The sequence below is a fragment of the Mangrovimicrobium sediminis genome (genome assembly GCF_004745945.1).
GTDB classification, from domain to species: domain Bacteria; phylum Pseudomonadota; class Gammaproteobacteria; order Pseudomonadales; family Halieaceae; genus Mangrovimicrobium; species Mangrovimicrobium sediminis.
The window spans coordinates 29,195-49,642 of the sequence record NZ_SRLE01000007.1; the positions used below are offsets into that span (position 1 = coordinate 29,195).

Below are 20,448 nucleotides of genomic sequence, written 5' to 3' on the forward strand. Positions count from 1 at the left end.
ACCGCCAATAACGACAACAAGCGCCAGCACTGCAGCGGGCGCGAGCGATAAGAAAATGAGGTAACGCCGATGATCGATTTCCGTGTCGAACCGGACTTCCAGGAAAAACTGGACTGGATGAACACGTTTGTCCGCGAGGAATGCGAACTCGTGGACCTGCTGTTCCCCAGTCCCTACGACATGTACGACGTCAAGCACAGCAAGGCGCGGCGCATCGTGCGGCCCTTGCAGGAGCAGGTGAAGGCGCAGGAGCTGTGGGCCTGCCACCTGGGCCCGGACCTTGGCGGCCCCGGCTACGGCCAGGTCAAGCTGGCGCTGATGAACGAGATTCTCGGCCGCTCCAGCTGGGCGCCGACAGTGTTCGGCACCCAGGCGCCGGACACCGGCAACGCGGAAATCCTCGCCATGTTCGGTACCGAGGAACAAAAAGCGAAATACCTTAAGCCGCTGATGGATGGCGATATCGTCTCCTGCTTCTCCATGACCGAGCCGCAGGCCGGCGCCGACCCGCTGGAGTTCGAGTGCAAGGCCTGGCGCGAGGGCGACGAGTGGGTGATCGAGGGCGAGAAGTGGTTCTCCTCCAATGCGCGCTTTGCGGAGTTCATCATCGTGATGGCGGTGACCAGCCCGGACAACGCCCCGCACGAGCGCATGTCCATGTTCCTGGTGGACGGCAACACGCCGGGCATCGAGATCCTGCGCAACTCGCCGATGCTCACCGACGACCTCGACGGCGAGAACGCGACCTCCGCCTACATCCGCTACAACCAGGTGCGGGTACCGCTGGACGCCATACTCGGCGGGGAAGGCCAGGCCTTCAAGGTGGCCCAGGCGCGGCTCGGCGGCGGGCGCATCCACCACTGCATGCGCACAGTGGGCCTGCTGCAGCGCGCGATCGACATGATGCTCGAGCGCGCGGTCTCGCGACGCACCAAGGGCAAGCGGCTCGCCGACCACCAGATCGTGCAGGCGCAGATCGCCGACTCGATCATCGAACTGGAGCAGTTCCGCCTGCTGGTGTTGAAGACGGCGTGGATTATCGACAACGAACCCCACGGCGCCGCGCGCACGCATATCGGTATGTGCAAGGTGCAACTGGGCAAGATTTTCCACGACGTCGCCCAGCGCGCGGTGCACCTGCATGGCGCGCTTGGGATCACCCACGAAACGCCGCTGGGCAAGATCTGGGCGGGGGCGCCGGCGCTGGCGGTGGCTGACGGTCCCACCGAGGTACACCAGGTGCAGGTGGCAAGGGCGTTCCTGAAGAACGTGCAGCCCGCACCCGGCCTGTTTCCCACCGACCACAATCCCACCCGGCTGGAAGCGGCGAAGCGCAAGTACGGCCACCTGCTGGAGGACTGACCCTGGACCCGCTACTCGATTTTACCGGCAAGGTCGCCCTGGTCACCGGCGGCTCGCGCGGGCTCGGCCGCGAGATGGTGCTGGCGCTGGCCGCGCGCGGCGCCGACGTGATCATCGTCAGCCGCAAGCTGGAGAACTGCGAGGCAGTCGCCGCGCAGGCGCGCGAATTCGGCGTACGCGCATTGGCACTATCGGCACATGTCGGCCGCTGGGAGCAGTGCGATGCGCTGCTGGATGCGGCCTACGCCGAGTTCGGGCGCATCGATATCCTGGTCAACAACGCGGGCATGTCGCCGGCCTGTCCCAGCCACGAGGTGAGCGAGAAGTTGTTCGACGCGGTGCTCAACCTGAACTTCAAGGGGCCGTTCCGGCTCGCCAGCCAGGTCGCGCAGCGCATGGCGGCGGGGGAGGGCGGTAGTATCGTGAACATCAGTTCCACCGGTGCGCTGATGGCGCTGCCCGGCGTGGTGCCCTATGGCGCAGCCAAGGCAGCCCTGAATGCGATGACCGTGTCGCTGGCCAAAGAGTACGCCCCCTCGGTGCGTGTCAACACAGTGTCCGCCGGGCCGTTCATGACCGAGGCCCACGGCGACTGGACCGATGAGGTCGTCGCCCAGTTCACCAACGCCGCCGCCCGCCCTGGGGACCCGGTCGAAATCGTCGGTGCCGTATTGCTGCTGGCCAGTAGCGCCTCGGCGTTTACCACCGGCGCTATTTTGCGGGTCGACGGCGGCCAGCGCGGTTAAGCAGATCGCGCGGTTGACAGGCAGCGCGCTGTCACCCTAACTAGAGAGCGATACTGTCACGAGGTAACGCCATGAAACCCCTGCTCTGGCTGCTGGCCATCGGCCTTGGCGGCGCGCTGTCCGCCTGTTCCACGCTCGCCCCGCAAGAACCGGCAGCGCCTGGCTATATCGCCCTCGTGGCGGCCTACCAGGGCGAGTTCGACAATATCCTGGCCGGACTGCAGGGCGAGGAAATCGAGCGGGTGGAACAGCACAACGGCGTGGACTTCCACATCGGGCGCGTACACGGCCAGGACATCGTGGTTTTCCAGAGCGGCATCGGCCTGACCAACGCGGCGATGACCACGCAACTGGCCTTCGATCACTACCCGATCCGCCACCTCATGTTCTCCGGCGTCGCCGGTGGGCTGGACCCCAGCCTGCGCAAGGGCGATCTCAACGTCCCGCTGTACTGGCACTACTATGAATTCGGCGGCCGTTTCACCCGCGACGACACTGCTCCTACCGGCTATCGCATCCCCCCGTTCCTCGAGGATGAGCGTCGCGATGTCAACTACGGCAACCTGTTCCCCTGGGGCATGGCGACGCGGCGCGCCGGCGAAGAGGCGCCGGTGCGCCAGGAACTCTACGCGATGGACGAACGCCTGGTGCGCCTGGTCGGTGACACCGCGGAGGGCCTGGACCTCGTAGCGGCGGACGGCGAACCGGCGCGGGTGATCACCGGTGGCCTGGGTACCTCGGGCATGGCGTTCAACGACGATGCCGAGTTGGCCGCGTTTATTCGCGAAACCTGGGGCAGCGCCTCGGTGGACATGGAGAGCGCCGCGATCGCCCAGGTGTGCTGGGCCAACCGCGCCTCCTGTGTCCAGCTGCGCGCCATCAGCGACATTGTCGGCAACGACAATCCCAACGAATTCGACGAGTTCAAGGCGGTGGCCGAACGCAACGCCGGCCGACTGCTGGATGCGGTACTGGCCAGCGGTGAACTCTGACCCGGTACGCTCCGGGACCTGACAGCTCCAGACAATAAAGAGAAAAACATGCATCCCTACCAGCACGCCGCCACACACCCCGACCGTCTCGCCTTTGTCGTCGCCGACAGCGGTGAGTCGCTCACCTACCGCGAACTGGACGAGGGCTCCAACCGGCTCGCCCATTTGTTGCGCAGCATCGGCCTGCAACCGGGCGACCGCATCGCCATCATGCTCAAGAACACGGCGGACTTTCCCCTGCTGTACTGGGCGGCGCAGCGCTCGGGCCTGTTCATGGCGCTGCTCTCCACTCACCTGAAGCCCGCGGAAGCCGCGTATATCGTCAACGATAGCGGCGCCCGTGCGCTGTTCTTTTCCACCGCAGTGGGGGAGACGCCGGCGGTCCTGCTGGCCCAGCGCGAGACGCTGATCCCGGCGATCACCCATTGCTTCGATGTCGGCGATTCGCCCCTGCCCGGCGCCCAGTCGCTGTGGCGGGCCGCGCAGGACATGCCGGTCACGCCGATCGCCGACCAGGTCGGCGGCTATCACTTCCTGTATTCCAGCGGTACCACCGGCCGGCCCAAGGGCATCATGCACAAGTTCACGCCGGGGCTGATCGAGGCGCTCTCACCCACCGAGGGCGGTACGCAGCTCTACGAGCGCTTCGACCCTCTGGTGACTTTTAACGCGGGCCCCGTCTACCACGGCGCCCCCTTGAGCAGCATGCTGGTGACCCAGCGCCTGGGCGGCACTTTCGTCACCCTGTACAAGTTCGATGCACTGGCGGCGTTGCGGGCGATCCAGGAGTACCAGGTGTGCGCCGCGCAGTTCGTGCCCACCATGTTCGTGCGCATGCTGGCCCTGCCCAATGAGGTGCGCAGCGCCGCCGACACGTCATCCCTCAAGTACGTACTGCACGCCGCGGCTCCCTGCGCGGTGGGGATCAAGCGGCAGATGATCGACTGGTGGGGCCCGATCATCGACGAGTACTACGGCGCCACGGAAAACATCGGCGCCACCTACATCCGCGCTGCCGAGTGGCTGGAGAAGCCCGGCTCCGTCGGGCGCAGCCTGCAGGGCGCCATGCACATCTGCGACGAGGCGGGCAATGAACTGCCCCCCGGCGAGGACGGCATTCTCTACTTCGAAGTGGCCGAGGGGCGCGGTTCCGATTACCTCAACGACGCCGACAAGACTTCGTCTTCACGCCACCCGCAGCACCCGGAGTGGGCGACGGTGGGCGATGTCGGCCACCTCGACGAGGACGGCTACCTGTTCCTCACCGACCGCAAGGACTTCACCATCATCTCCGGCGGAGTCAACATCTACCCGCAGGCGATCGAGGACACGCTCATCCTGCACCCCTGTGTTCTGGACGTGGCGGTGATCGGCATCCCCAACCCGGAGTTTGGCGAAGAGGTGAAGGCCATCGTGCAGCCGCTGCACTGGGAGGACGCCGGCGACGAACTGCGCCGGCAACTCGACGACTGGTGCCACGAGCGCATCTCCGCGATCACCTGCCCGCGCAGCTACCAGTTTGTCGAGGAATTGCCGCGCCTGCCCTCGGGCAAGCTGGCGAAGAAGGAGTTGCGCAAGCTGTTCGGCGGCGACGCGCCGTGGACGCGCTGAGCCGGGTCAGAACTCCGGCCCGACGGTGATATACACCTGGAAGGAATCCTCCGCGTCATCCAGCGGGATACCCAGGTCGATACGCGCCATGCCCACTGGCGAGCGCCAGCGCACGCCGATACCCGCCCCGTACACCGGCTTGATGCGGTCGAAGTCATTGAACGCGTTGCCGCCGTCGACAAACACGGCGACGCTCCACTCCGGTATGACCTGGTGTTCGTATTCCACGCTGGCGATCACCTGGTGCTTGCCGCCAGTGATGGCGTCGTCGGGCACCAGTTCCTCCCAGCCGTAGCCGCGGATGCTGTGCACGCCGCCGGCGCGGAATTCGTAGTACTCCGGCATCTTGTTGAAATCCACCAGCAGCACATTATCGCTTTTCGCCTCGGAGTAGCCGATGGCCGTGCGCACCAGCACGCGGTCGCTGTCGAACAGCGGACGGATGTGCCAGGTGCTCAGCGCGGCCTGCCAGAAGCCGATGTTCGAGCCCAGTGCCTCGTCGGTGCCGAGCAGGTCGAGGCGGAAGTGGTCGCCGTCGCGGATGAACAGGCGCTCGTCGGCGCGCCGCGCGGTGAGGCGCACACTGCCGACCACTGCCTCGAAGTCCGGCGTCAGCGTGTCGTAGGCCTGCGGGCCGAGCAGGTCGATGAGGAACTCCTGGTCGGCGTTCGACAGGTTGCCGAACAGCACCTCGAACACGTCGTAGTCCTCGGCGACCAGGCTGATGCCGCTGCGCGTTTCCAGTGAGAACGCGCCCCACTCACGCGGCGGGCTATGCCAGAAGGCCGAGACCAGGTTGGTGGCGATACGCGTTTCACCGCCCTCGGGCAGGCCGACATCTTCGTAGGTGAGGTCCTTGCTCTCGTGGCGGGCGGAGAACTCGAGCTGGCTGCCGCTCAGCGGGTCCATGGGGATGATGTAGTTGAGGTCGCCGGCGAGTTTGTTGCGTTCCTCCACCGCGGCGCCGCTGGCGGTGAAGCGCTGGCCGCGGCCGCCGACATAGCGCCGCGTCCAGTCCAGCTGCGCGCCGAAGCCGGTGTCGGTACCCCAGCCCAGGCTGCCGCGGAAGCGGTTGGGCGGGTAGTCGGCGAGACGGATGCGCAGGTCCACGGTGTCGGGTCGCGCGGGGTCGCCGGGCAGGGGGAGAATCTCCACCTCGCGAAAATAGCCGCTGCGGCTGAGCACCCGGCGCTGTTCCGCCAGCGCCGCGCCGTTGTAGGGGGCGCCGCTGTGCAGCACTAAGAAGCGCTCGAGAAACGCGGGATCGAGCCGCTCCTGTTCGAAGGTGATCGCACCGATGTAGAAGCGCGGGCCGGTGGCGATCGCCAGGGCGATATCCGCACGCGAGGCCGGCACATCCACCACCACCCGGTGCCGGGTGTAGGCCGCGTCGCGGTAGCCCAGCTCTTTCACCGCCTGCAGCAGGTCGCGCTTGGCCGCCTCGTAGCGGCGGTGGTCCAGGCGTGTGTCCTTCGCGAGGGCGAAGCCGGTGGCGAGTTGTGCAAGCTGCGCGTCACCGGAGGCGCCCGTGAACTGGATGTCGAGGTCGCCGACGGTGACCGCCGGCCCGGGATCGATGACATAGCTTGCCCGCCACAGGCCGTCACTGGCGGGCGGCTCGCGCAGGCGGTCTTCCACCGTCGGTTGGTAATAGCCGAAGGGTTGCAGGGCGAGGCGGATCTCGTCGGGCGCGCGGCTGTGCAGGTCGCGAATCTGCTGAGCACCGAGGCCCGGCTTGCCCGCTTGCTGCGCGATAGCCAGGGCGGCGCGCGCGTTATCGAGCAGCTCGCCTTCGATGCCGCTCACCTCCACGGCGAGTGTCGGCGCAGCGCGCGCGGCGGGCGCTGCCAGCGCGACCAACGCCAGCAGGCAGAGCAGTAACAGGCGTGCGACGGGTTCAGCGTTCATAGGTGAATGTCAGGTTGACCCGGTTGTCCGCCTCGCCGGCACTGGCCTCGATACCGTAGCGGGGGGTGATGGTGTACAGCGCGTCGAACTCGCTGGTCTCCGCCAGCACGTTATAGCCGTAGCCCACGTACAGTTTGCGGTGGATGTAGGTGCCGATGCTGAGCACGCTGTCGCGGGAACTCGCCGAGTGGCCGGTGAGCAGGTAGGACTGGATGTCCGCCGGGTCCAGCTGCGGCTGCGAAAACAGCACCAGCACCGGCTCGTCCAGCGGCCCGCTGATCTGTACCCCGGCGGCGCTGACCACCGTGTCGTTGTCGATCCAGCGCACCGCGCGCAGGGAGACCTCCGGCTCGGTCGCCGAACCGCCGTTGAACAGCACGGTGCCGGTTTCGATTTCCAGGTCCTGGCCGAAGGCGCGAAAGGTGCCGTTCTCCACCGCGAAGCGGCCCTTCGCCAGCGGCACCAGGGTGCGGTCTTCGGGTTTGTTGACGAAGGTCGCGCCGCCGCTGATACCGCCGGCGAAACCCAGCGCGCGGACCTTCACCTTGCTGCCCAGGCGCACCTCGATCTCGCTATCCAGGCGCACCGGCAGCTCGGGCGCTGCGGGGGCGCTCACCTCGCCGTCGTCGCCGAGCACGATGACATCGGGGGAGGGCGCGATCACCGCGGGCGACGCCTCGTCCGCCGCCACGTCTTCCGTGGCCAGGCCCGGGCTGAGCTTGAGCTGCGGTGTCACGTCGGCCTGGGGTATCTCGAGGCTGCCGCGAATGGTCGCCAGGTCGCCGTCCCAGCCCAGGCGCAGGTCCGGCGAGAGTACCGCGCGGGCGTCCTCCGTGTCGTAGGCGAGGAAGCGGTCGCCGCGCAGGCGCAGGTCGAGGCGGTTGTCGGCCAGGGCGTAGTCGCCGGTGATCTCGATATTGCCCTGGCCGGAGCGCATGCTGCCATCGATAGCCAGTACGCCGGGTTGTTCCGCGCTGCCCGTGGCGCTGAAGTTCACCGCCTGCAGCTTGAGCCCCGCCTGTGGAACCTCGATGGCCGCATCGCGCAGGGTGACCTCGCCGAGCACCAGCGGTTGCACCAGAGTGCCGGCGAGCTGCAGGTCCGCCCGCAGGCGGCCGGAGGTGGGCCCCAGTTCCGCGACCAGTGCCTGCAGGCCGCTGAGGTCCGCGAATTCCGCGTGGATGTCACCGCGCAGTGGTTGTTCCTCGGCCAGCGGCAGGCGATTGAAACGCGGCAGTTGCAGCGCGGCCTCGACCACCGGCTGCCGCTGGCCCTGTAGCGCCAGCTGTGCATCCAGCCCGGCGGCGCCGATGGTCAGGCCCAGGCTGCCGCCCTGGTGGGGGAGTTGCTGCTGGCCCTGCGCCGTGTCCACGCTGAGGGCGCCGGGGCTGAGGGCCAGGTCCGCGCGCGCCAGCAGCGCGCCGTCCACCGCCACGGAAGCCTGCAGGTCGCCGCTGACCTGGCCGGTAATCCCGGGGGCGAAGCGGTCGATGAAGACGCCGCCCAGTTCGGCGTCCAGAGTGATGGCACCGGCGCTGTCGCGCGCGGCGCCGGTGCAGACAAAGGCCTGGTCCAGTGGTTCATCGATACAGGCGCGCCCGAGTTGCTGGCCGTCGGCGGCGAGTTGCACCGCCGCTGCCTCGCGCAGGAACCAGTTGCCGTAGGCGGCGCTGTGCAGGTTGAGAATGGTCAGCTGTCCGTCCCAGGCAGCCTCCTGGAGGCCGCCCTCGAGTTGCAGTTGCAGGTCCTCGCTCGGCGCGCTCGCGTCCAGTCGCAGGCGGTGTGCGGCGGTGGTGCCCTGCGCCACCAGGTGCGCGCTGTCGAGCAATGCCTGGCCATCGGCGCTGACCGTGTCTACCCGGACATCCAGCTCCAGCGGGTCGTCGGCGCCCAGGCCCGCCTGCACCCTGGCGCGCAAGCCGGCGATGCCCTGGGACTCCGTGGCGAGACCATCGCTCTCGACCTGTGCCTGCAGGCGCGGTGCGTCCGGGCTGCCCAGTACCTGCCCGCTGGCACTGAGCGCGCCGCGCCAGTCCGCGGCGAGGGCGCCGGGATCGTCCACGGCCAGCTGCCAGTCGATGGCCAGCGTCTCGGGGCTCACCTTGCCTGCCGCGCTGAGCCGGTTGGCACCGCTGGCCAGCCTCGCGGATACCAGTTCGATATTTTCGCCTGCGATGCCGGCCTCGGCGCTGGCGTCCAGGGGATAGCCGGCGAGCGCGCCGTGCAGGCGCTGCAGCATCAGGCTGGCCCGGGGGCCGGTATCCGGGTCGATCACGCCCTCGGTGGACAGCCCCAGGGCCAGCGAGCCGGGCAGGTCCGCCTGCCACTGCCCCGGGTCGAGGTCGCGACCGCTGGCCCGCAGCGACCAGCGTGGGGCCTGCGCCCAGTCGATGTCGCCCTGCACCACGAGTTCGCCGCCCAGCAGTTCACCGAGCAACTCGTGCAGTTGCAGGTGCCCGCTGTCGCCGCTGGCGTCCATATGCCACTGGCCGGGGGGCACGGCGCTGCCGGCGACGTCGCTCGCCAGTTGCAGGCGGTAGTCGTCCGGTGTTCCCGCCAGGGTCAGCTGGCCCTGGGGTAGCGATGCCATGGGTGTCTCACCGAGTAGCGGCCAGCGCAGTTCGCGCCAGGTCACGCCGATTTGCAGTTGCGGAGCCTGGGCGTCGCGCAACTGCACAGAGCCGCTGGCGGCAAGCTGCGCCGGGCTGTCGTCGACACGCACTTGCATCTGTGTCAATTCAAGCTGGTCGCCCAAGTAGCTCGCCGCGAGTTTGCCGGAGAGGCCGAGCTGTCGCGGCAGTTCGGCTTGCAGCGCATCGAGCTTGTCCAGGCGTGCCGTGAATTCGAGCTCGGCGGCGGGCGCTGTCTCCCAGGCCAGGGTGCCGCGCAGGTCGAGCCGGCCGCGCTCGCTGTCCAGCGCCAGGGAGCGGATGGCCAACTGCCGGGTATCGCCTTCAGCCTGCAGATTGGCGGCGACGGGTTCCGGTACGACGCCGCTGAGCGCGAGTTGCAGCTCGAGCTGGTACTGCTGCAGGTTGCCATTGCTGCGCAGTGTGCCGGCGGCCACACGCAGGGGTTCGGCCTCGCCCAGGGGCGCGAAGTCGGGCCAGCTGAGCTCGCCCTCCCAGCGCGCATCGCCGAGCGCGTCTTCGATATGCGCCTGCAGCTGCAGTGGAAACGCGCCGCTGGCCGTGGCGGACAACTGCAGGCGGGCGCTGTCGCCGCGCGCGCTGAACTCGCCGGTGGTCTCGCGCTGGTCCGGCAGCTGCCACTGCCAGCGTCCGGCCAGGTCCAGGGGCAGGGCGTCGTGCAGGCCACCTTCGCCGTACACTGCCAGTGAACCTTCCGGGGCGCGCACGCTCATCTCGCGCAGGTCGAGGGCGCCGTCCGCGTAGGCCGCGACGAGCTCGACGCTATCGATGCGCAGCGGGGCCTCGCCGCCGGTATCTACCGTGATGTCGCGCAACTGCAGTTGGTCGACGCGAATGGCCAGCGGCGGCTGCAGGTCCTCGGGGCGCAGCGGCGCGCTCTGGGTCGTGTCGGGTTCGGCTTCAGCGATACTGACCTGGATGCCGCTGGCGATAAGCGCATCCACCTGCAGGCGGCCAGCGAGCAGGGCCGTTGGCGTCCAGCGCAGCTGCAGGTCGCGGATGCTCACAGCATTGCCGGCGCTGTGCAGCTGCAGGCCGGTGAATTGCAGGTCGCCCAGCAGTTGACCCTCCAGCGTATCCCAGGCCAGGGCGTCGCCGGCGACATGCCGGGCGCGCTCGGCGAGCCAACGCGTACCGCCGCTGGTGGCGCCCAGCAGCAGCGGCAGGGCGACCAGAACGATGACGAGCAGTGGCAGAATTACCAGGACTGGCTTGAGGCGTAGGCGCACTTCCGGCGGTATCCGTTGTCTATTGACTTACGACAGGTGCTGGCGGAAAGTCTATCCGCAACCTGTCCAGCACATACTAGAGAAAGGTCCCAAGCAATGAAACACGCAACCCTGGCGACACTCGCTTTCGCCGTCTCCGTTACTGTCTCCGCGCCTGCGGCTCTGGCCGTGGACCTCAACACCACAGCCCTCAAGACGATGCAGCAGCAGGGCCACCAGCTGCTCGAGGAGGCCCAGGACTGGCGGCATTTCGAGCTCAAGTCCAAGCGCTGCATGCAGATCGCCGGCGGTGTCAGCGCGGTGGGTGCGAACCTTGTATTCCGGCCCTGCAATGCCACCGCTCAGACCCAGGAGTTCCGCTTCGACGACAAGGGCCGGCTGGTCAGTCGCGGCGATACCTGTGTCGGCGTGCAGGGCAACGCCCTCAAGCTCGGCGCCAGCGCAATCATGCAGGCCTGCGACGACAGCAAGGCCCAGCAGTGGGAACTGGATGACAAGAACCGCCTGGTGAACAAGGATGAGCGCTGCCTGCAGGCGACCGGCAAGCCCGAGCAGAAACAGGGCAATATGATCCTCACCAAGTGCAGCGGCTCGCCCAACCAGGTCTGGGAAGAGTCCTGATTCAGCCGGCGGCGCGGGCGAAGCCCACGCGCTCATAGGCCTCGCAGATCGCCTGCTTTCCCGCCTCGGGCAGCAGGGCCTGGGGTGGGCGCGAATGGGGGTAGTCGCCGACCGGCAAGCCGATCACCGCCGCCGCATAACGAAACGCCTCGCCCCAGTGGGTGAGGTAGTCCGGCCGTCCCGGGTAGCGGGTGAACCAGCCGGCCACTTCCTCCAGCAAACGGTCGAAATCCGTTTCCCGCGCGTAGTCGATGGCCTCGCCCAGGCGGCACTCCCAGACCAGCGTCCAGTAAGTGGTCAGGCGGCGGTCCTGCGGGGTCTCCAGCAGGTAACCGGTGGTGCCCAGTTGCGCCGGCCCGACGATGCCCTGCTGCAGCCAACCGGCGCGGTACACCAGCGCGTCGCACTCCCAGATGACCAGGCCCGGCGCAAGGCGGTGTGCCTGCTTGCTGCGCCAGCGCTGCTGCGTACCTTCTTTCAGCGCGCATACGGCGGGGATGTCGCGATAGATGCGGGCCACGTCCGCCGGTGTGAGTACACAGCCCGAGGACGTGGAGTTGAACATGCCCAGGGCGATGTCCGTACGCTCGGCGACGTACTGGAAAAACCGCTGTACCCCCTCGCCGCCGTGTACCTCCGTTGGCGGGGTCTGGATGTAGCAGATATCGGCGCCGGCCTGTTGCGCGTGCAGTGTCAGCTCCACGCAATCCTTGGCCGAACTGGCACAGGTGCAGGCCTGGATCACCGTATCCGGGGCGATGGCTCGCGCGGTGGTGATGGCCTCCTCGGTGAGACGCTTGCGTTCATCCAGGGTCAGCGACCACCACTCGCCCACGCCGCTGGTCAGCCAGAGCATGGCGTGGCCGAGGTCGCCCACGCAGTAGCGCACCAGGGCGCGGTAGGCCTCCCAGTCGATGGCGTCGCCGTCGGGACCGGAGAAGGGGGTGTAGAGGGAGTCGCCTATACCCTGCAGGCCGCCGTCGGCAGCCCATTGTTTCGCGTCGCGCGCCGCCGGCATGTATCGCTCTCCGTGGCTGGGGATTCAGTTCAGATAGTGTCCCAGAAAGCGCACAGCGCCTTGGTGTCTTTCGGGTATACGTCGATGCGGCTGATCAGGCCGTCGCTGACAGTGTAGAGTTCCACGTAGGGCATCTCCAGCGTGGCGCCGTTGCTGTGGCCGATAAACTCCAGGGTCATATTGACCACCACCTGGTCGCTCTCGCTGATCACGCGGTAGTCGTGGATACGCATGTCTGCCTTGGCGGTAATGCCCTCGATCACGCCCTTGAGGAATTCCTGCTTGCCGCGGTGCACGCCGCCGATCGCCAGGGACAGCGGTTCATCCACCACCAGGTCTTCCGCCAGGTGGGAGAACATGCCCTCGAGGTCGCCCGCCAGGACCGAGTTGATCAACCCCTGTACCACCGCCTTGCCGTCGCTCATTGCCTTTGCTCCTGTATCTTTCGGGTTGTTATGCGTTGTTGTCGTTTGTCTTGTGCAGCTGCCCGGCGCCGCGCGCTCAGTATTCGACGCCGGTGAGCGCCTCGGACAACGCCCACAGCCGCGCCGCGGCCCCGGTGTCGCGCGCGGCGTCGGTGCAGGCCACGGCTACCGGCGGCCCGCGCATCTCGTTGCGCCCGCCGGGGCCGAAGTAATCGCCGGCGCCGGCCTGCGGGTCCACCGCCGCGCGCAGGGTGGGCAGCGCGCCGGCCGCGTTGTCCTGGCCCATGAACAGGCCGAGGAAGCGGTATTTCCACACGTGGCGCTGCAGGTCGGTGCGCGTCCAGCCGGGATGCGCGGCGGTGGCCAGGGTGTCGCTGCCGGCGTCCGCGAGCTTGCGCGACAGGGCGGTGACGAACAGCAGGTTGGCCAGCTTGCTGTCGCAGTAGGCCTGGCCGGTGTTGTACTCGCGCCGCTCCCAGTTGGGGTCGTCGAAGTCGATGTTGCCGCCGCGGTGGGCGAGGCTGGAAACCGTCACCACGCGCGCCCCCGGCGTCGCCTGCACCAGCGGCAGGAGCAGGCCGGTGAGCGCGAAGTGGCCGAGGTGGTTGGTGCCGAACTGGATTTCGAAACCATCGCGGGTGGTGGCGTAGGGGCACATCATGATGCCCGCATTGTTGATCAGCAGGTCCAGCCGTTCGTGCCCGTCGGCGAACTGCGCTGCGAACGCGCGCACCGAGGCGAGGTCAGCGAGATCCAACTCGGCCAGTTGCGCGTTGGCCTCGGGTACCGACCCGGTGAGGTTGTCCAATGCTCGCCGGCCCTTGTGCATGTCGCGCACCGCGAGAATTACCTGTGCGCCCTTGGCGGCCAGTGCCTCGGCGGCAGCCAGGCCGATGCCGCTGCTGGCGCCGGTGACCACCGCGACGCGGCCGTCTTGCGCGGGAATATCCGCAGTGTTCCAGGTGTTTGCCGCCATGTGTCGTCCTCTTATAGTTATCTGCCTGCCCGCCCGATTCTAGACCAGTGCTGCCGCGTTATCCCTGCAGTGCCTGCAGCAGGTCCTTCAGCGCATGGTGAATCTCGCGGTTGACGTTGAGCATGGTCGAGAGTTGGATGCCGCTGACCGTGTCCTGCCCCGCCATGTCGTGCACCGCCTCGTTGGCCTGCTGGTAGTGGCGCTCATTGTCCTCGAGCAGGGCGTTCAGTGTGACTGCGTCTTCGCCGCCGCTGGCGATGGACTGTGCCGCCGGCAGGTAGCGCCGGTAGAGATGGGCGACGAACTGCCGGTGCTGGCGGTACAGCGCCTGCACCTCGGGCGGGTCACTGTGGCGCAGCGCCACCAGGTTCTCGCGAATGTCGTTGAGAGTCTTGCTGCTGTAGACCAGGGCGCGGGCCTCGCGCGTCTGGCGGCCGAGCAGGGCGACCTGCGGAGCGCCCAGCGGCTGCTCCTGCAGGTCGAAGGAGTAGGCGAGCAGGTCCGACTCCTGGCGCTTGATACGCTGGTAGCGCTGTTCGGCGTCCAGGTGTTGCGCGAATACCCCCTGCAGCGCCTCGCCCAGCTCACCGCCCAGTTGCAGGTTTTCCGGCGGCAGCTGGAAGGCGTGCAGGTTGAGGACCACCGCGTTCAAACGCATTTCCCCGAGCACCGCGGCCGTCGCTACCAGGGCGGCATCGGGCACGCTGGTGGGCTGGCCGACCAGCGGCCGCTCGTGTTCCTCGCCCGTACTGAAGCGTTGCGCCAACCAATCGGAGAACGGCCGCAGCAGCGGCAGGAACAGCACCAGGCCGATGAGGTTGAACACACTGTGGAACGTGACCAGGCTGTACAGCGGGTCGGCGAGGCCAAGCAGGTCCAGCAGCGCGGGGAGCAGCGGCAGCAGGAACAGCAGGGCGGCGAGGTCCACGGCGAGGTTGAACAGCAGGTGGGCCAGGGCCAGGCGCCGCTTCACGGCGCTGCCGCCGATGCTGCCGAGCACGGTGGTGCTGGTGGTGCCGAGGTCCGCGCCGATCACCAGGGCCGCCGCGGCGTCCAGCTGGATCAGCCCGGCGTGCAGGGCGGCGAGGGTGATCATCATGGTCGCGGAGCTGGACTGGATGAGTGCGGCGATGCCGGTGCCGGCGAGGAAGTAGACGATGACGCTGTGCCCACGCAGGGCGCTGATATCCCACTGCGCCGGCAGCTCGGCGACGGCCTCCTTCATGGTGTCCAGGCCGAAGATGATCAGGCCCAGGCCAAACAGCAGCACGCCCAGGCCGCGGCCGCGCTCCCCCTGCCGCGGCAGCATCTGCGCGCCGGCGCCGGCGGCCATCAGTGGCAGGGCCAGGGTTTGCAGGGACAGCTTGAAGCCGATGGTCGCCACCATCCAACCGGTGACAGTGGTGCCCAGGTTGGCGCCGAGGATGATGCCGACCGCGTTGTACAGCGGCAGGACGCCGGCGCTGGCGAAGGCCAGCACCAGCAGGCTGACCATGGAGCTGCTTTGCAGGATGGCGGTGACGCCCACGCCGAGCGCGGCGCTGCCCACCGGGGATGCGGTGGAGCGCGACAGCCAGCGCTTGAAGGTCGCGTAGCCCAGCGCGCGGATGCCGGACTCGAGCTGGTGCATGCCGAACAGGAACAGCAGCAGGCCGATCAGCAGGGCGGCCGGAACCAGCAGCGAATTCAGCACGGGGAATGCGTGCTCAGTAGGCGGTGTCGCGTGTCGCCCGCACCCAGACTTCGGACAGGTTGACGTGCTGCGGTGCGGTGGCGATGTGCACGATGGCCGCGGCGAGTTCGTCCGGCAGTATCGCCGCCTCCTGGTTGAGATGCGCGCGAATCGCCTCGCTGTGCTGTGGGTCCTTGATCTGGGTCCATATCTCGGTGGTCACGGTGCCGGGCAGGAGCAGGGCGACACGGATGCCGTCCGCGCCCAATTCCTGGCGCAGGCCGTCGTTCATCGCGTACAGCGCGTGCTTGCTGGTTGCGTAGGCATTGTACACCGGCGAGGTGGTGCGGCAGGCCAGCGAGCCGACATTGATGATGGTGCCGCCGCCACGGGCGCGCATCGGCACGATGGCCGCGTGGCAGGTGTACAGGCTGGCCAGCAGGTTGAGTTCCAGGGTCTCGCGCCACAGCTGCAGGTCGCCGCCGCCCACGCTGGTGGCCTGGATGGTGCCCGCGGAATTGACCAGGATGTCGAGCCGGCCGCAGCGCTCTACCGTCTCCTTGACCACGCCGAGGGCGAAAGCTTCGTCGGTGATGTCGCCCGCGCGGTAATCCGCCTGCCCACCGGCGGACTCGATCTGGGCCACGACAGCCTGCAGGCGGGCCTCACGGCGGGCGACCACCACCACCCGCGCCCCGGCGGCGGCCAGCGCGCGCGCCGCCGCCTCGCCGATACCCGAGGAGGCACCGGTGACCAGGGCTACCTGGCCGGTCAGCGGTGCGCTCACGCAGCGACGTCGAAGCGGATGGGCAGGGTGCTCAGCCCCCAGGCGCCGAGGAAGGGGCGCCAGGCGATGTCGCCGGCGAGCACCGGATTGCTGATGCGCCGGGTGATCAGGTGCAGGCCCTCTTCGAGCTGTGCGCGGGCCAGGAACTGGCCGAGGCAGATGTGCTCCCCGCGGCCGAAGGCGAGGTGCCGGGTTTCGCTCTCGCGGAAGGGGTCGAAACTCATCGGGTCCGGGAACGCGGCCGGGTCGCGGTTGGCCAGCGGCATTGAGAACGCGACCATGGCGCCGCGCGGGAAGCGGTGGCCCTGGTAGTCGAAATCCTCCACCACGCTGCGGAACACGGTGGCGATACTGGAGTGGCGCAGCATCTCCTCGATGACCTTGGCGCAGAAGTCGATATCCTCGGCGCAGCGCTGCCAGTACTCCGGGTGCTCGAGCAGGCGGTACATGGTCAGCGTCAGCATGTTCTTGGAGGTGTCGTAGCCGGCGATCAACAGCACCAGCACCATGTCGCGCAGTTCCAGGTCGCTCAGCTTGCCGGCGTCGCGCGCGGCGATCAGCGCATCGAGCAGGGCATCCTCGTCGCGCTCGCCGCTGGCCTCACGGTCGCGGACCAGTTCATCCACGTAGTCCCACAGCAGGTCGAAGGCTTCGAGGAAGCCCGGGTAGTACTTGTGGTCCAGGGTCAGCGAGGCCATGTGCGTCTCGATGGCGTTGCGGATGCGCGGGATGCCGGTGGTGGGCACGCCGAGCACGCCGCACAGCACGGCGATGGGGAAGTAGGAGGCGAACTCGGCGAAGTCGAAGCCGTCGCGGCCGGACCACTCGTCGAGCAGCCCGTCGATCACTTCGCGCATGGCCGGACGCACGCGGTTGGCCCGCCGCGGGGTGAAGGCCTGGGCGACGCTGGCGCGGATGCGCGCGTGCTCCGGGCCGGTGTGCGACTGCAGCATCTCGAGCATGAAGCGCGCCCAGGGCGTGCCGCGCACCTGGTAGAAGTCCACCACGTGGCCCAGGCCCATGACCAGTTTGTCATCCATGAAGGCGAGGTCTTTGACCGCCTGGTAGCCGTGCACGATATAGCCCTGCTCGAAGCGCGCCAGCCAGGGGTGGCGTTGTCGCGCCGCGTCCACGTAGGGCATGGGGTCGCGCTGGAAGTCGGGGTTTTCCACCGGCAGCACCGGCAGGTTCATCTCGGTGATCAGCGGCATGGCGGTATCCTCGCGCTATCAGTACTGGCTGTCGGGCAGGTGTACCACCAGTCCATCGAGTTCGTCGCTGGCCTTGATCTGGCAACTCAGGCGCTTGCCCTCGTGGGGGTTGTCGGCGTGCAACTCGAGTGTAGCTTCCTCCATTTCCTCCGGCTCGCCAGTCTTGTCGCGCCAGGCGGGGTCGACATAGACCAGGCAGGTGCCACAGGCCAGTTGGCCGCCGCACTCGCCGAGGATGCTGGGCACGCCGTTGTTGAGCGCGCCCTGCATGACCGAAACGCCGGGTTCCAGGTCGGTGGGGTGCTCGGTGCCGTCGGATTCCTTGTAGATGATTTTTACCATGGTGTCTGCCCGTTATTGTAATCATGTCACCAGGCGGCACACTGCGCGCCGCGGTTGAGCTTTGAGCCGCTTATGAGGTTATATTACCGCCCCGGCCGTTTCAATAAATCACTGCCGCAGTGGCGCGTTATCGCCAGCCGATTTGCGTCTGCAGGCAATAAAAATAAGGAATGCGAACACCATGACGAACACGAGTTCTAGAACAGCCCTGGTCACCGGCGGCGCCGTGGGTATGGGCGAGGCCTGTTGCCGGCGCCTGGCGCGCGACGGCATGGCCGTGGGGGTCCTCGATATCAATGGCGAGACCGCCGCCGAGGTGGCCGCGGCGATCAACGCCGAAGGCGGGCGGGCGCTCGCACTCACCGCGAACATCGCCGACCGCGCGCAGGTGGCCGCGGCGCTGGAGCAACTGCGCGCGGCGTTCGGGCCGATCGGCGTGCTGGTCAACAATGCCGGCGTCGAGGACTTCACGCCCTTCGAGGAGATCGAACCGGACACCTGGTCGCGCATTATCGAGATTAACCTCAACGGCACCTACAATGTCACCCAGGCGGCGCTGGTGGACATGGAGGCGCAGGGCTGGGGGCGGATCATCAACTTCGCCTCGATCGCCGCCCAGACCGGCGGGCCGAATATGGTGCACTACTCGGCGGCCAAGGGCGGCATTGTCTCCATGACCCGTTCGCTGGCGCTGGAAGTGGGGCGCAAGGGCATTACCGTCAACGCGGTGGCGCCGGGCCTGGTGGACACGCCGATGGCGCGCCGCGCGATCGACGGCGGCAAGTTCCCGGTGCCGCTGGAGCAGATGCTCGCCGCTTACCCGATCCCGCGCATGGGACGGGCGGAGGAGGTCGCCGCCACCGTCGCATTCTTTGCCTCGGAAGATGCGGGCTACATCACCGCGCAACTGATCGGCATCAACGGCGGCACCGCGGTATAGTGGTTCGCGGCGCGCCCGCGCCGGAAAATAACAAGTGGGAGATTCCATGAGTACTAACCTGCTCAAGGGCAAGGTCGCCATCGTCACCGGCGCTTCCGCCGGTATCGGTGCCGCCACCGCAAACCTGCTGGCGGCGCAGGGCGCGCGTGTGGCCCTGGTCGCCCGGCGCCGGGAACGCCTCACGGCGCTGTGCGAGGAGATCGCCGCGGCCGGCGGAGAGGCCGCTGCCTTCGCCGCCGATGTCGCCGACGAGGCGCAGGCCGGGACCACGGTAGCCGCGGTCATCGCGCACTTCGGGCAGGTGGATATCCTGGTCAACAACGCGGGCATCATCCGCCCCGGCGGCATCGTCGGCGCCGACGCCGCGGACTGGCGCGATACCTTCGATATCAACCTGCTGGGCCCCATGTACTGGAGCCGCGCGGTACTGCCGGGCATGCTCGAGCGCGGGGCGGGACATATCGTCACCGTGTCCTCCAACGCCGCCAAGGGCCCTGGTGCGCCCACCAACAATGCCTACGCCGCCAGCAAGCACGCTATCACCGCTTTTTGCGGCGGCCTGCGCCGTGAAGTGGGGCCGCAGGGGGTGCGCGTGACCATCGTCGAGCCCGGCGCGACCCACACCGAGATCGCCGAGACTATCGCCGAGCCCGGGGCGCGCGACGCCATGCGCGAGCACCTGTACAACAGCACGGCGATGCAGGCCGGGGATATCGCCGCCGCAATCTGCTATGCGCTGGCTCAGCATCCGCGTGTCAACGTCGACGAGATCTGGCTCACGCCGACAAAGTGATCAATCGTCCACTTTGGGCGTGCTACACTGCAGCTTTTCCAGCCTCTGCCGCATTTAAGGAGAATAACGATGGCCGAGCAGCAAACCTCCCTGGCGCTACCCCCGGCCGGCAAGCGTTACCGGGTCGTGCAGTGGTCCGCCGGCAGGGTCGGCACCAGCAGCATGCGGGCGATTATCGATCACCCGGACATGGACCTGGTCGGCCTGTGGGTACACTCTGAATCCAAGGCGGGTCGCGATATCGGCGAACTGTGTGACCGCGGCCACCTCGGTATCGCCGCCACCCGCAGTGTGGACGACGTTATCGCCCTCAAGCCGGACTGCGTGATGTACATGCAGGAGGGCTACGATGCCGACGATATCTGCGCCATCCTCGGTGCCGGGATCAACATCGTCACCTCGCGCGGTGAGTTCCACAGCCCGCCGCGCATGGACCAGGAACTGCGCCGGCGGGTCGAGGCGGCCTGCGAGGAGGGCGGCGCCAGCATCCACAGCACCGGCATCAGCCCCGGTTTCATCACCGAGGCCTTCCCGCTGGTGCTCACGTCCATCGCCCGCCGCCTGGACTGCCTGACCATCGACGAGTTCGCCGACATGACCGCCAGCTGCTCGGACGAGATGTTGCTCGACGTGCTGCGCTATGGCGGCACCCCGGAGGAGGCGTCCAACCCGCACCTGGTGCATCACATGACGGCGAACTTCGGCCAGTCGCTGAACGTGGTGGCGCAGGCGCTGGGGCTGTCCTTCGACGATATCCAGACCACCGCGGAAAACGCCGTGGCGCGCGAGCGCATTCCGCTGATGGGCGGCCGCGCCATCGAGGCCGGTACCGTCGCCGCCATGCGCTTCACCGTCGCCGGCATGCGTGACGGCAAGCCGCTGTTGCAGTTTCGCGCCAACTGGTTCTGCACTACTGACCTCGACGCCGACTGGTCGATTCGCGAGAACGGCTGGCGCGTGCAACTGGAAGGCGATACCCCGCTGGATATCTACATCGGCATGCCGGTGGACTGCTCGCCGGAGGAAATGCCGCTGGTGATGGCGGGCTACACCGCCCAGCGCGGGGTCAACTGCGTGCCCTATGTGTGCGCGGCAGCGCCGGGTATCCGCACCTCCGCCGAAATGCCACAAATCATCTCGCGCCTGGGCTGAGGCGCGCAGGGA

General features: G+C 67.8%; 17 protein-coding genes. 8 read left to right on the plus strand and 9 right to left on the minus strand.

The genetic code is table 11. The annotated features are described in order from the left end of the window. Positions 1 to 69 precede the first annotated feature (69 nt). The 4 genes from E4634_RS09695 to E4634_RS09710 all read left to right on the plus strand — a co-directional run bounded on the left by E4634_RS09695 (position 70) and on the right by E4634_RS09710 (position 4,711). Positions 70 to 1,362, plus strand: coding sequence for an acyl-CoA dehydrogenase family protein (locus tag E4634_RS09695; RefSeq protein WP_135443339.1), 1,293 nt, complete (start codon positions 70 to 72; stop codon positions 1,360 to 1,362). Between the two features lie 38 nt (positions 1,363 to 1,400). Continuing rightward, complete coding sequence (locus E4634_RS09700) at positions 1,401 to 2,108, plus strand: SDR family NAD(P)-dependent oxidoreductase (protein WP_276606626.1); 708 nt, start codon at positions 1,401 to 1,403, stop codon at positions 2,106 to 2,108. Positions 2,109 to 2,179: 71 nt separating this feature from the next. Further along, entirely contained in the window at positions 2,180 to 3,100 is a 921-nt protein-coding gene (locus E4634_RS09705) for a 5'-methylthioadenosine/S-adenosylhomocysteine nucleosidase (protein ID WP_135443343.1), read from the plus strand. A gap of 48 nt (positions 3,101 to 3,148) precedes the next feature. Further along, on the plus strand, positions 3,149 to 4,711 hold the full coding sequence (locus tag E4634_RS09710) for an AMP-binding protein (RefSeq protein ID WP_135443345.1): 1,563 nt from the start codon (positions 3,149 to 3,151) through the stop codon (positions 4,709 to 4,711). Positions 4,712 to 4,717: 6 nt separating this feature from the next. On the opposite strand, the gene E4634_RS09715 is transcribed toward E4634_RS09710, so the two are convergent. Next, on the minus strand, positions 4,718 to 6,619 hold the full coding sequence (locus E4634_RS09715) for an autotransporter assembly complex protein TamA (protein WP_135443347.1): 1,902 nt from the start codon (positions 6,617 to 6,619) through the stop codon (positions 4,718 to 4,720). Then, a complete protein-coding gene (locus tag E4634_RS09720) occupies positions 6,609 to 10,499 on the minus strand; it encodes a translocation/assembly module TamB domain-containing protein (protein ID WP_135443349.1) in 3,891 nt (1,296 codons plus the stop codon). Before E4634_RS09720 ends, E4634_RS09715 begins: the two co-directional genes overlap by 11 nt. Before the next feature lie 96 nt (positions 10,500 to 10,595). Between E4634_RS09720 and E4634_RS09725 the strand changes: the two genes are divergently transcribed. Continuing rightward, the gene (locus E4634_RS09725) at positions 10,596 to 11,120 is read left to right on the plus strand and encodes an RICIN domain-containing protein (protein WP_135443351.1); all 525 of its coding nucleotides are present in this window, start codon (positions 10,596 to 10,598) and stop codon (positions 11,118 to 11,120) included. A 1-nt stretch (position 11,121) separates the two neighbouring features. On the opposite strand, the gene E4634_RS09730 is transcribed toward E4634_RS09725, so the two are convergent. From E4634_RS09730 to E4634_RS09760, 7 genes are all read right to left on the minus strand, one after another. Then, positions 11,122 to 12,138 (minus strand): dihydrodipicolinate synthase family protein, encoded by a 1,017-nt coding sequence (locus E4634_RS09730; RefSeq protein WP_135443353.1) that lies wholly within the window; start codon positions 12,136 to 12,138, stop codon positions 11,122 to 11,124. A gap of 29 nt (positions 12,139 to 12,167) precedes the next feature. Continuing rightward, positions 12,168 to 12,563 (minus strand): nuclear transport factor 2 family protein, encoded by a 396-nt coding sequence (locus E4634_RS09735; protein ID WP_135443355.1) that lies wholly within the window; start codon positions 12,561 to 12,563, stop codon positions 12,168 to 12,170. A gap of 76 nt (positions 12,564 to 12,639) precedes the next feature. Next, on the minus strand, positions 12,640 to 13,539 hold the full coding sequence (locus E4634_RS09740) for an oxidoreductase (protein WP_135443357.1): 900 nt from the start codon (positions 13,537 to 13,539) through the stop codon (positions 12,640 to 12,642). A gap of 58 nt (positions 13,540 to 13,597) precedes the next feature. Further along, positions 13,598 to 15,232 (minus strand): Na/Pi cotransporter family protein, encoded by a 1,635-nt coding sequence (locus E4634_RS09745; protein WP_135443359.1) that lies wholly within the window; start codon positions 15,230 to 15,232, stop codon positions 13,598 to 13,600. Positions 15,233 to 15,245: 13 nt separating this feature from the next. After that, positions 15,246 to 15,998 carry an SDR family oxidoreductase gene (locus E4634_RS09750; protein WP_167854839.1) on the minus strand — a complete coding sequence of 251 codons (753 nt, stop codon included), beginning with the start codon at positions 15,996 to 15,998 and terminating at the stop codon, positions 15,246 to 15,248. After that, on the minus strand, positions 15,995 to 17,209 hold the full coding sequence (locus E4634_RS09755) for a cytochrome P450 (protein ID WP_135443363.1): 1,215 nt from the start codon (positions 17,207 to 17,209) through the stop codon (positions 15,995 to 15,997). Before E4634_RS09755 ends, E4634_RS09750 begins: the two co-directional genes overlap by 4 nt. 18 nt (positions 17,210 to 17,227) lie before the next feature. Continuing rightward, on the minus strand, positions 17,228 to 17,551 hold the full coding sequence (locus E4634_RS09760) for a 2Fe-2S iron-sulfur cluster-binding protein (RefSeq protein ID WP_135443365.1): 324 nt from the start codon (positions 17,549 to 17,551) through the stop codon (positions 17,228 to 17,230). A gap of 181 nt (positions 17,552 to 17,732) precedes the next feature. Between E4634_RS09760 and E4634_RS09765 the strand changes: the two genes are divergently transcribed. The 3 genes from E4634_RS09765 to E4634_RS09775 all read left to right on the plus strand — a co-directional run bounded on the left by E4634_RS09765 (position 17,733) and on the right by E4634_RS09775 (position 20,436). Further along, complete coding sequence (locus tag E4634_RS09765) at positions 17,733 to 18,491, plus strand: SDR family NAD(P)-dependent oxidoreductase (RefSeq protein WP_135443367.1); 759 nt, start codon at positions 17,733 to 17,735, stop codon at positions 18,489 to 18,491. 46 nt (positions 18,492 to 18,537) lie between these two features. Beyond that, positions 18,538 to 19,284 (plus strand): SDR family oxidoreductase, encoded by a 747-nt coding sequence (locus tag E4634_RS09770; protein ID WP_135443369.1) that lies wholly within the window; start codon positions 18,538 to 18,540, stop codon positions 19,282 to 19,284. Positions 19,285 to 19,353: 69 nt separating this feature from the next. Further along, positions 19,354 to 20,436, plus strand: coding sequence for an NAD(P)H-dependent amine dehydrogenase family protein (locus E4634_RS09775; protein WP_135443371.1), 1,083 nt, complete (start codon positions 19,354 to 19,356; stop codon positions 20,434 to 20,436). Positions 20,437 to 20,448: the final 12 nt, after the last annotated feature.

Bases quoted from the DNA above. Each gene is read 5' to 3' on its own strand.
- E4634_RS09695 (WP_135443339.1), top strand. From the start codon at position 70: ATGATCGATTTCCGTGTCGAACCGGACTTCCAGGAAAAACTGGACTGG.
- E4634_RS09705 (WP_135443343.1), top strand. From the start codon at position 2,180: ATGAAACCCCTGCTCTGGCTGCTGGCCATCGGCCTTGGCGGCGCGCTG.
- E4634_RS09710 (WP_135443345.1), top strand. From the start codon at position 3,149: ATGCATCCCTACCAGCACGCCGCCACACACCCCGACCGTCTCGCCTTT.
- E4634_RS09715 (WP_135443347.1), bottom strand. From the start codon at position 6,619: ATGAACGCTGAACCCGTCGCACGCCTGTTACTGCTCTGCCTGCTGGCG.
- E4634_RS09725 (WP_135443351.1), top strand. From the start codon at position 10,596: ATGAAACACGCAACCCTGGCGACACTCGCTTTCGCCGTCTCCGTTACT.
- E4634_RS09730 (WP_135443353.1), bottom strand. From the start codon at position 12,138: ATGCCGGCGGCGCGCGACGCGAAACAATGGGCTGCCGACGGCGGCCTG.
- E4634_RS09735 (WP_135443355.1), bottom strand. From the start codon at position 12,563: ATGAGCGACGGCAAGGCGGTGGTACAGGGGTTGATCAACTCGGTCCTG.
- E4634_RS09740 (WP_135443357.1), bottom strand. From the start codon at position 13,539: ATGGCGGCAAACACCTGGAACACTGCGGATATTCCCGCGCAAGACGGC.
- E4634_RS09755 (WP_135443363.1), bottom strand. From the start codon at position 17,209: ATGCCGCTGATCACCGAGATGAACCTGCCGGTGCTGCCGGTGGAAAAC.
- E4634_RS09760 (WP_135443365.1), bottom strand. From the start codon at position 17,551: ATGGTAAAAATCATCTACAAGGAATCCGACGGCACCGAGCACCCCACC.
- E4634_RS09765 (WP_135443367.1), top strand. From the start codon at position 17,733: ATGACGAACACGAGTTCTAGAACAGCCCTGGTCACCGGCGGCGCCGTG.
- E4634_RS09770 (WP_135443369.1), top strand. From the start codon at position 18,538: ATGAGTACTAACCTGCTCAAGGGCAAGGTCGCCATCGTCACCGGCGCT.
- E4634_RS09775 (WP_135443371.1), top strand. From the start codon at position 19,354: ATGGCCGAGCAGCAAACCTCCCTGGCGCTACCCCCGGCCGGCAAGCGT.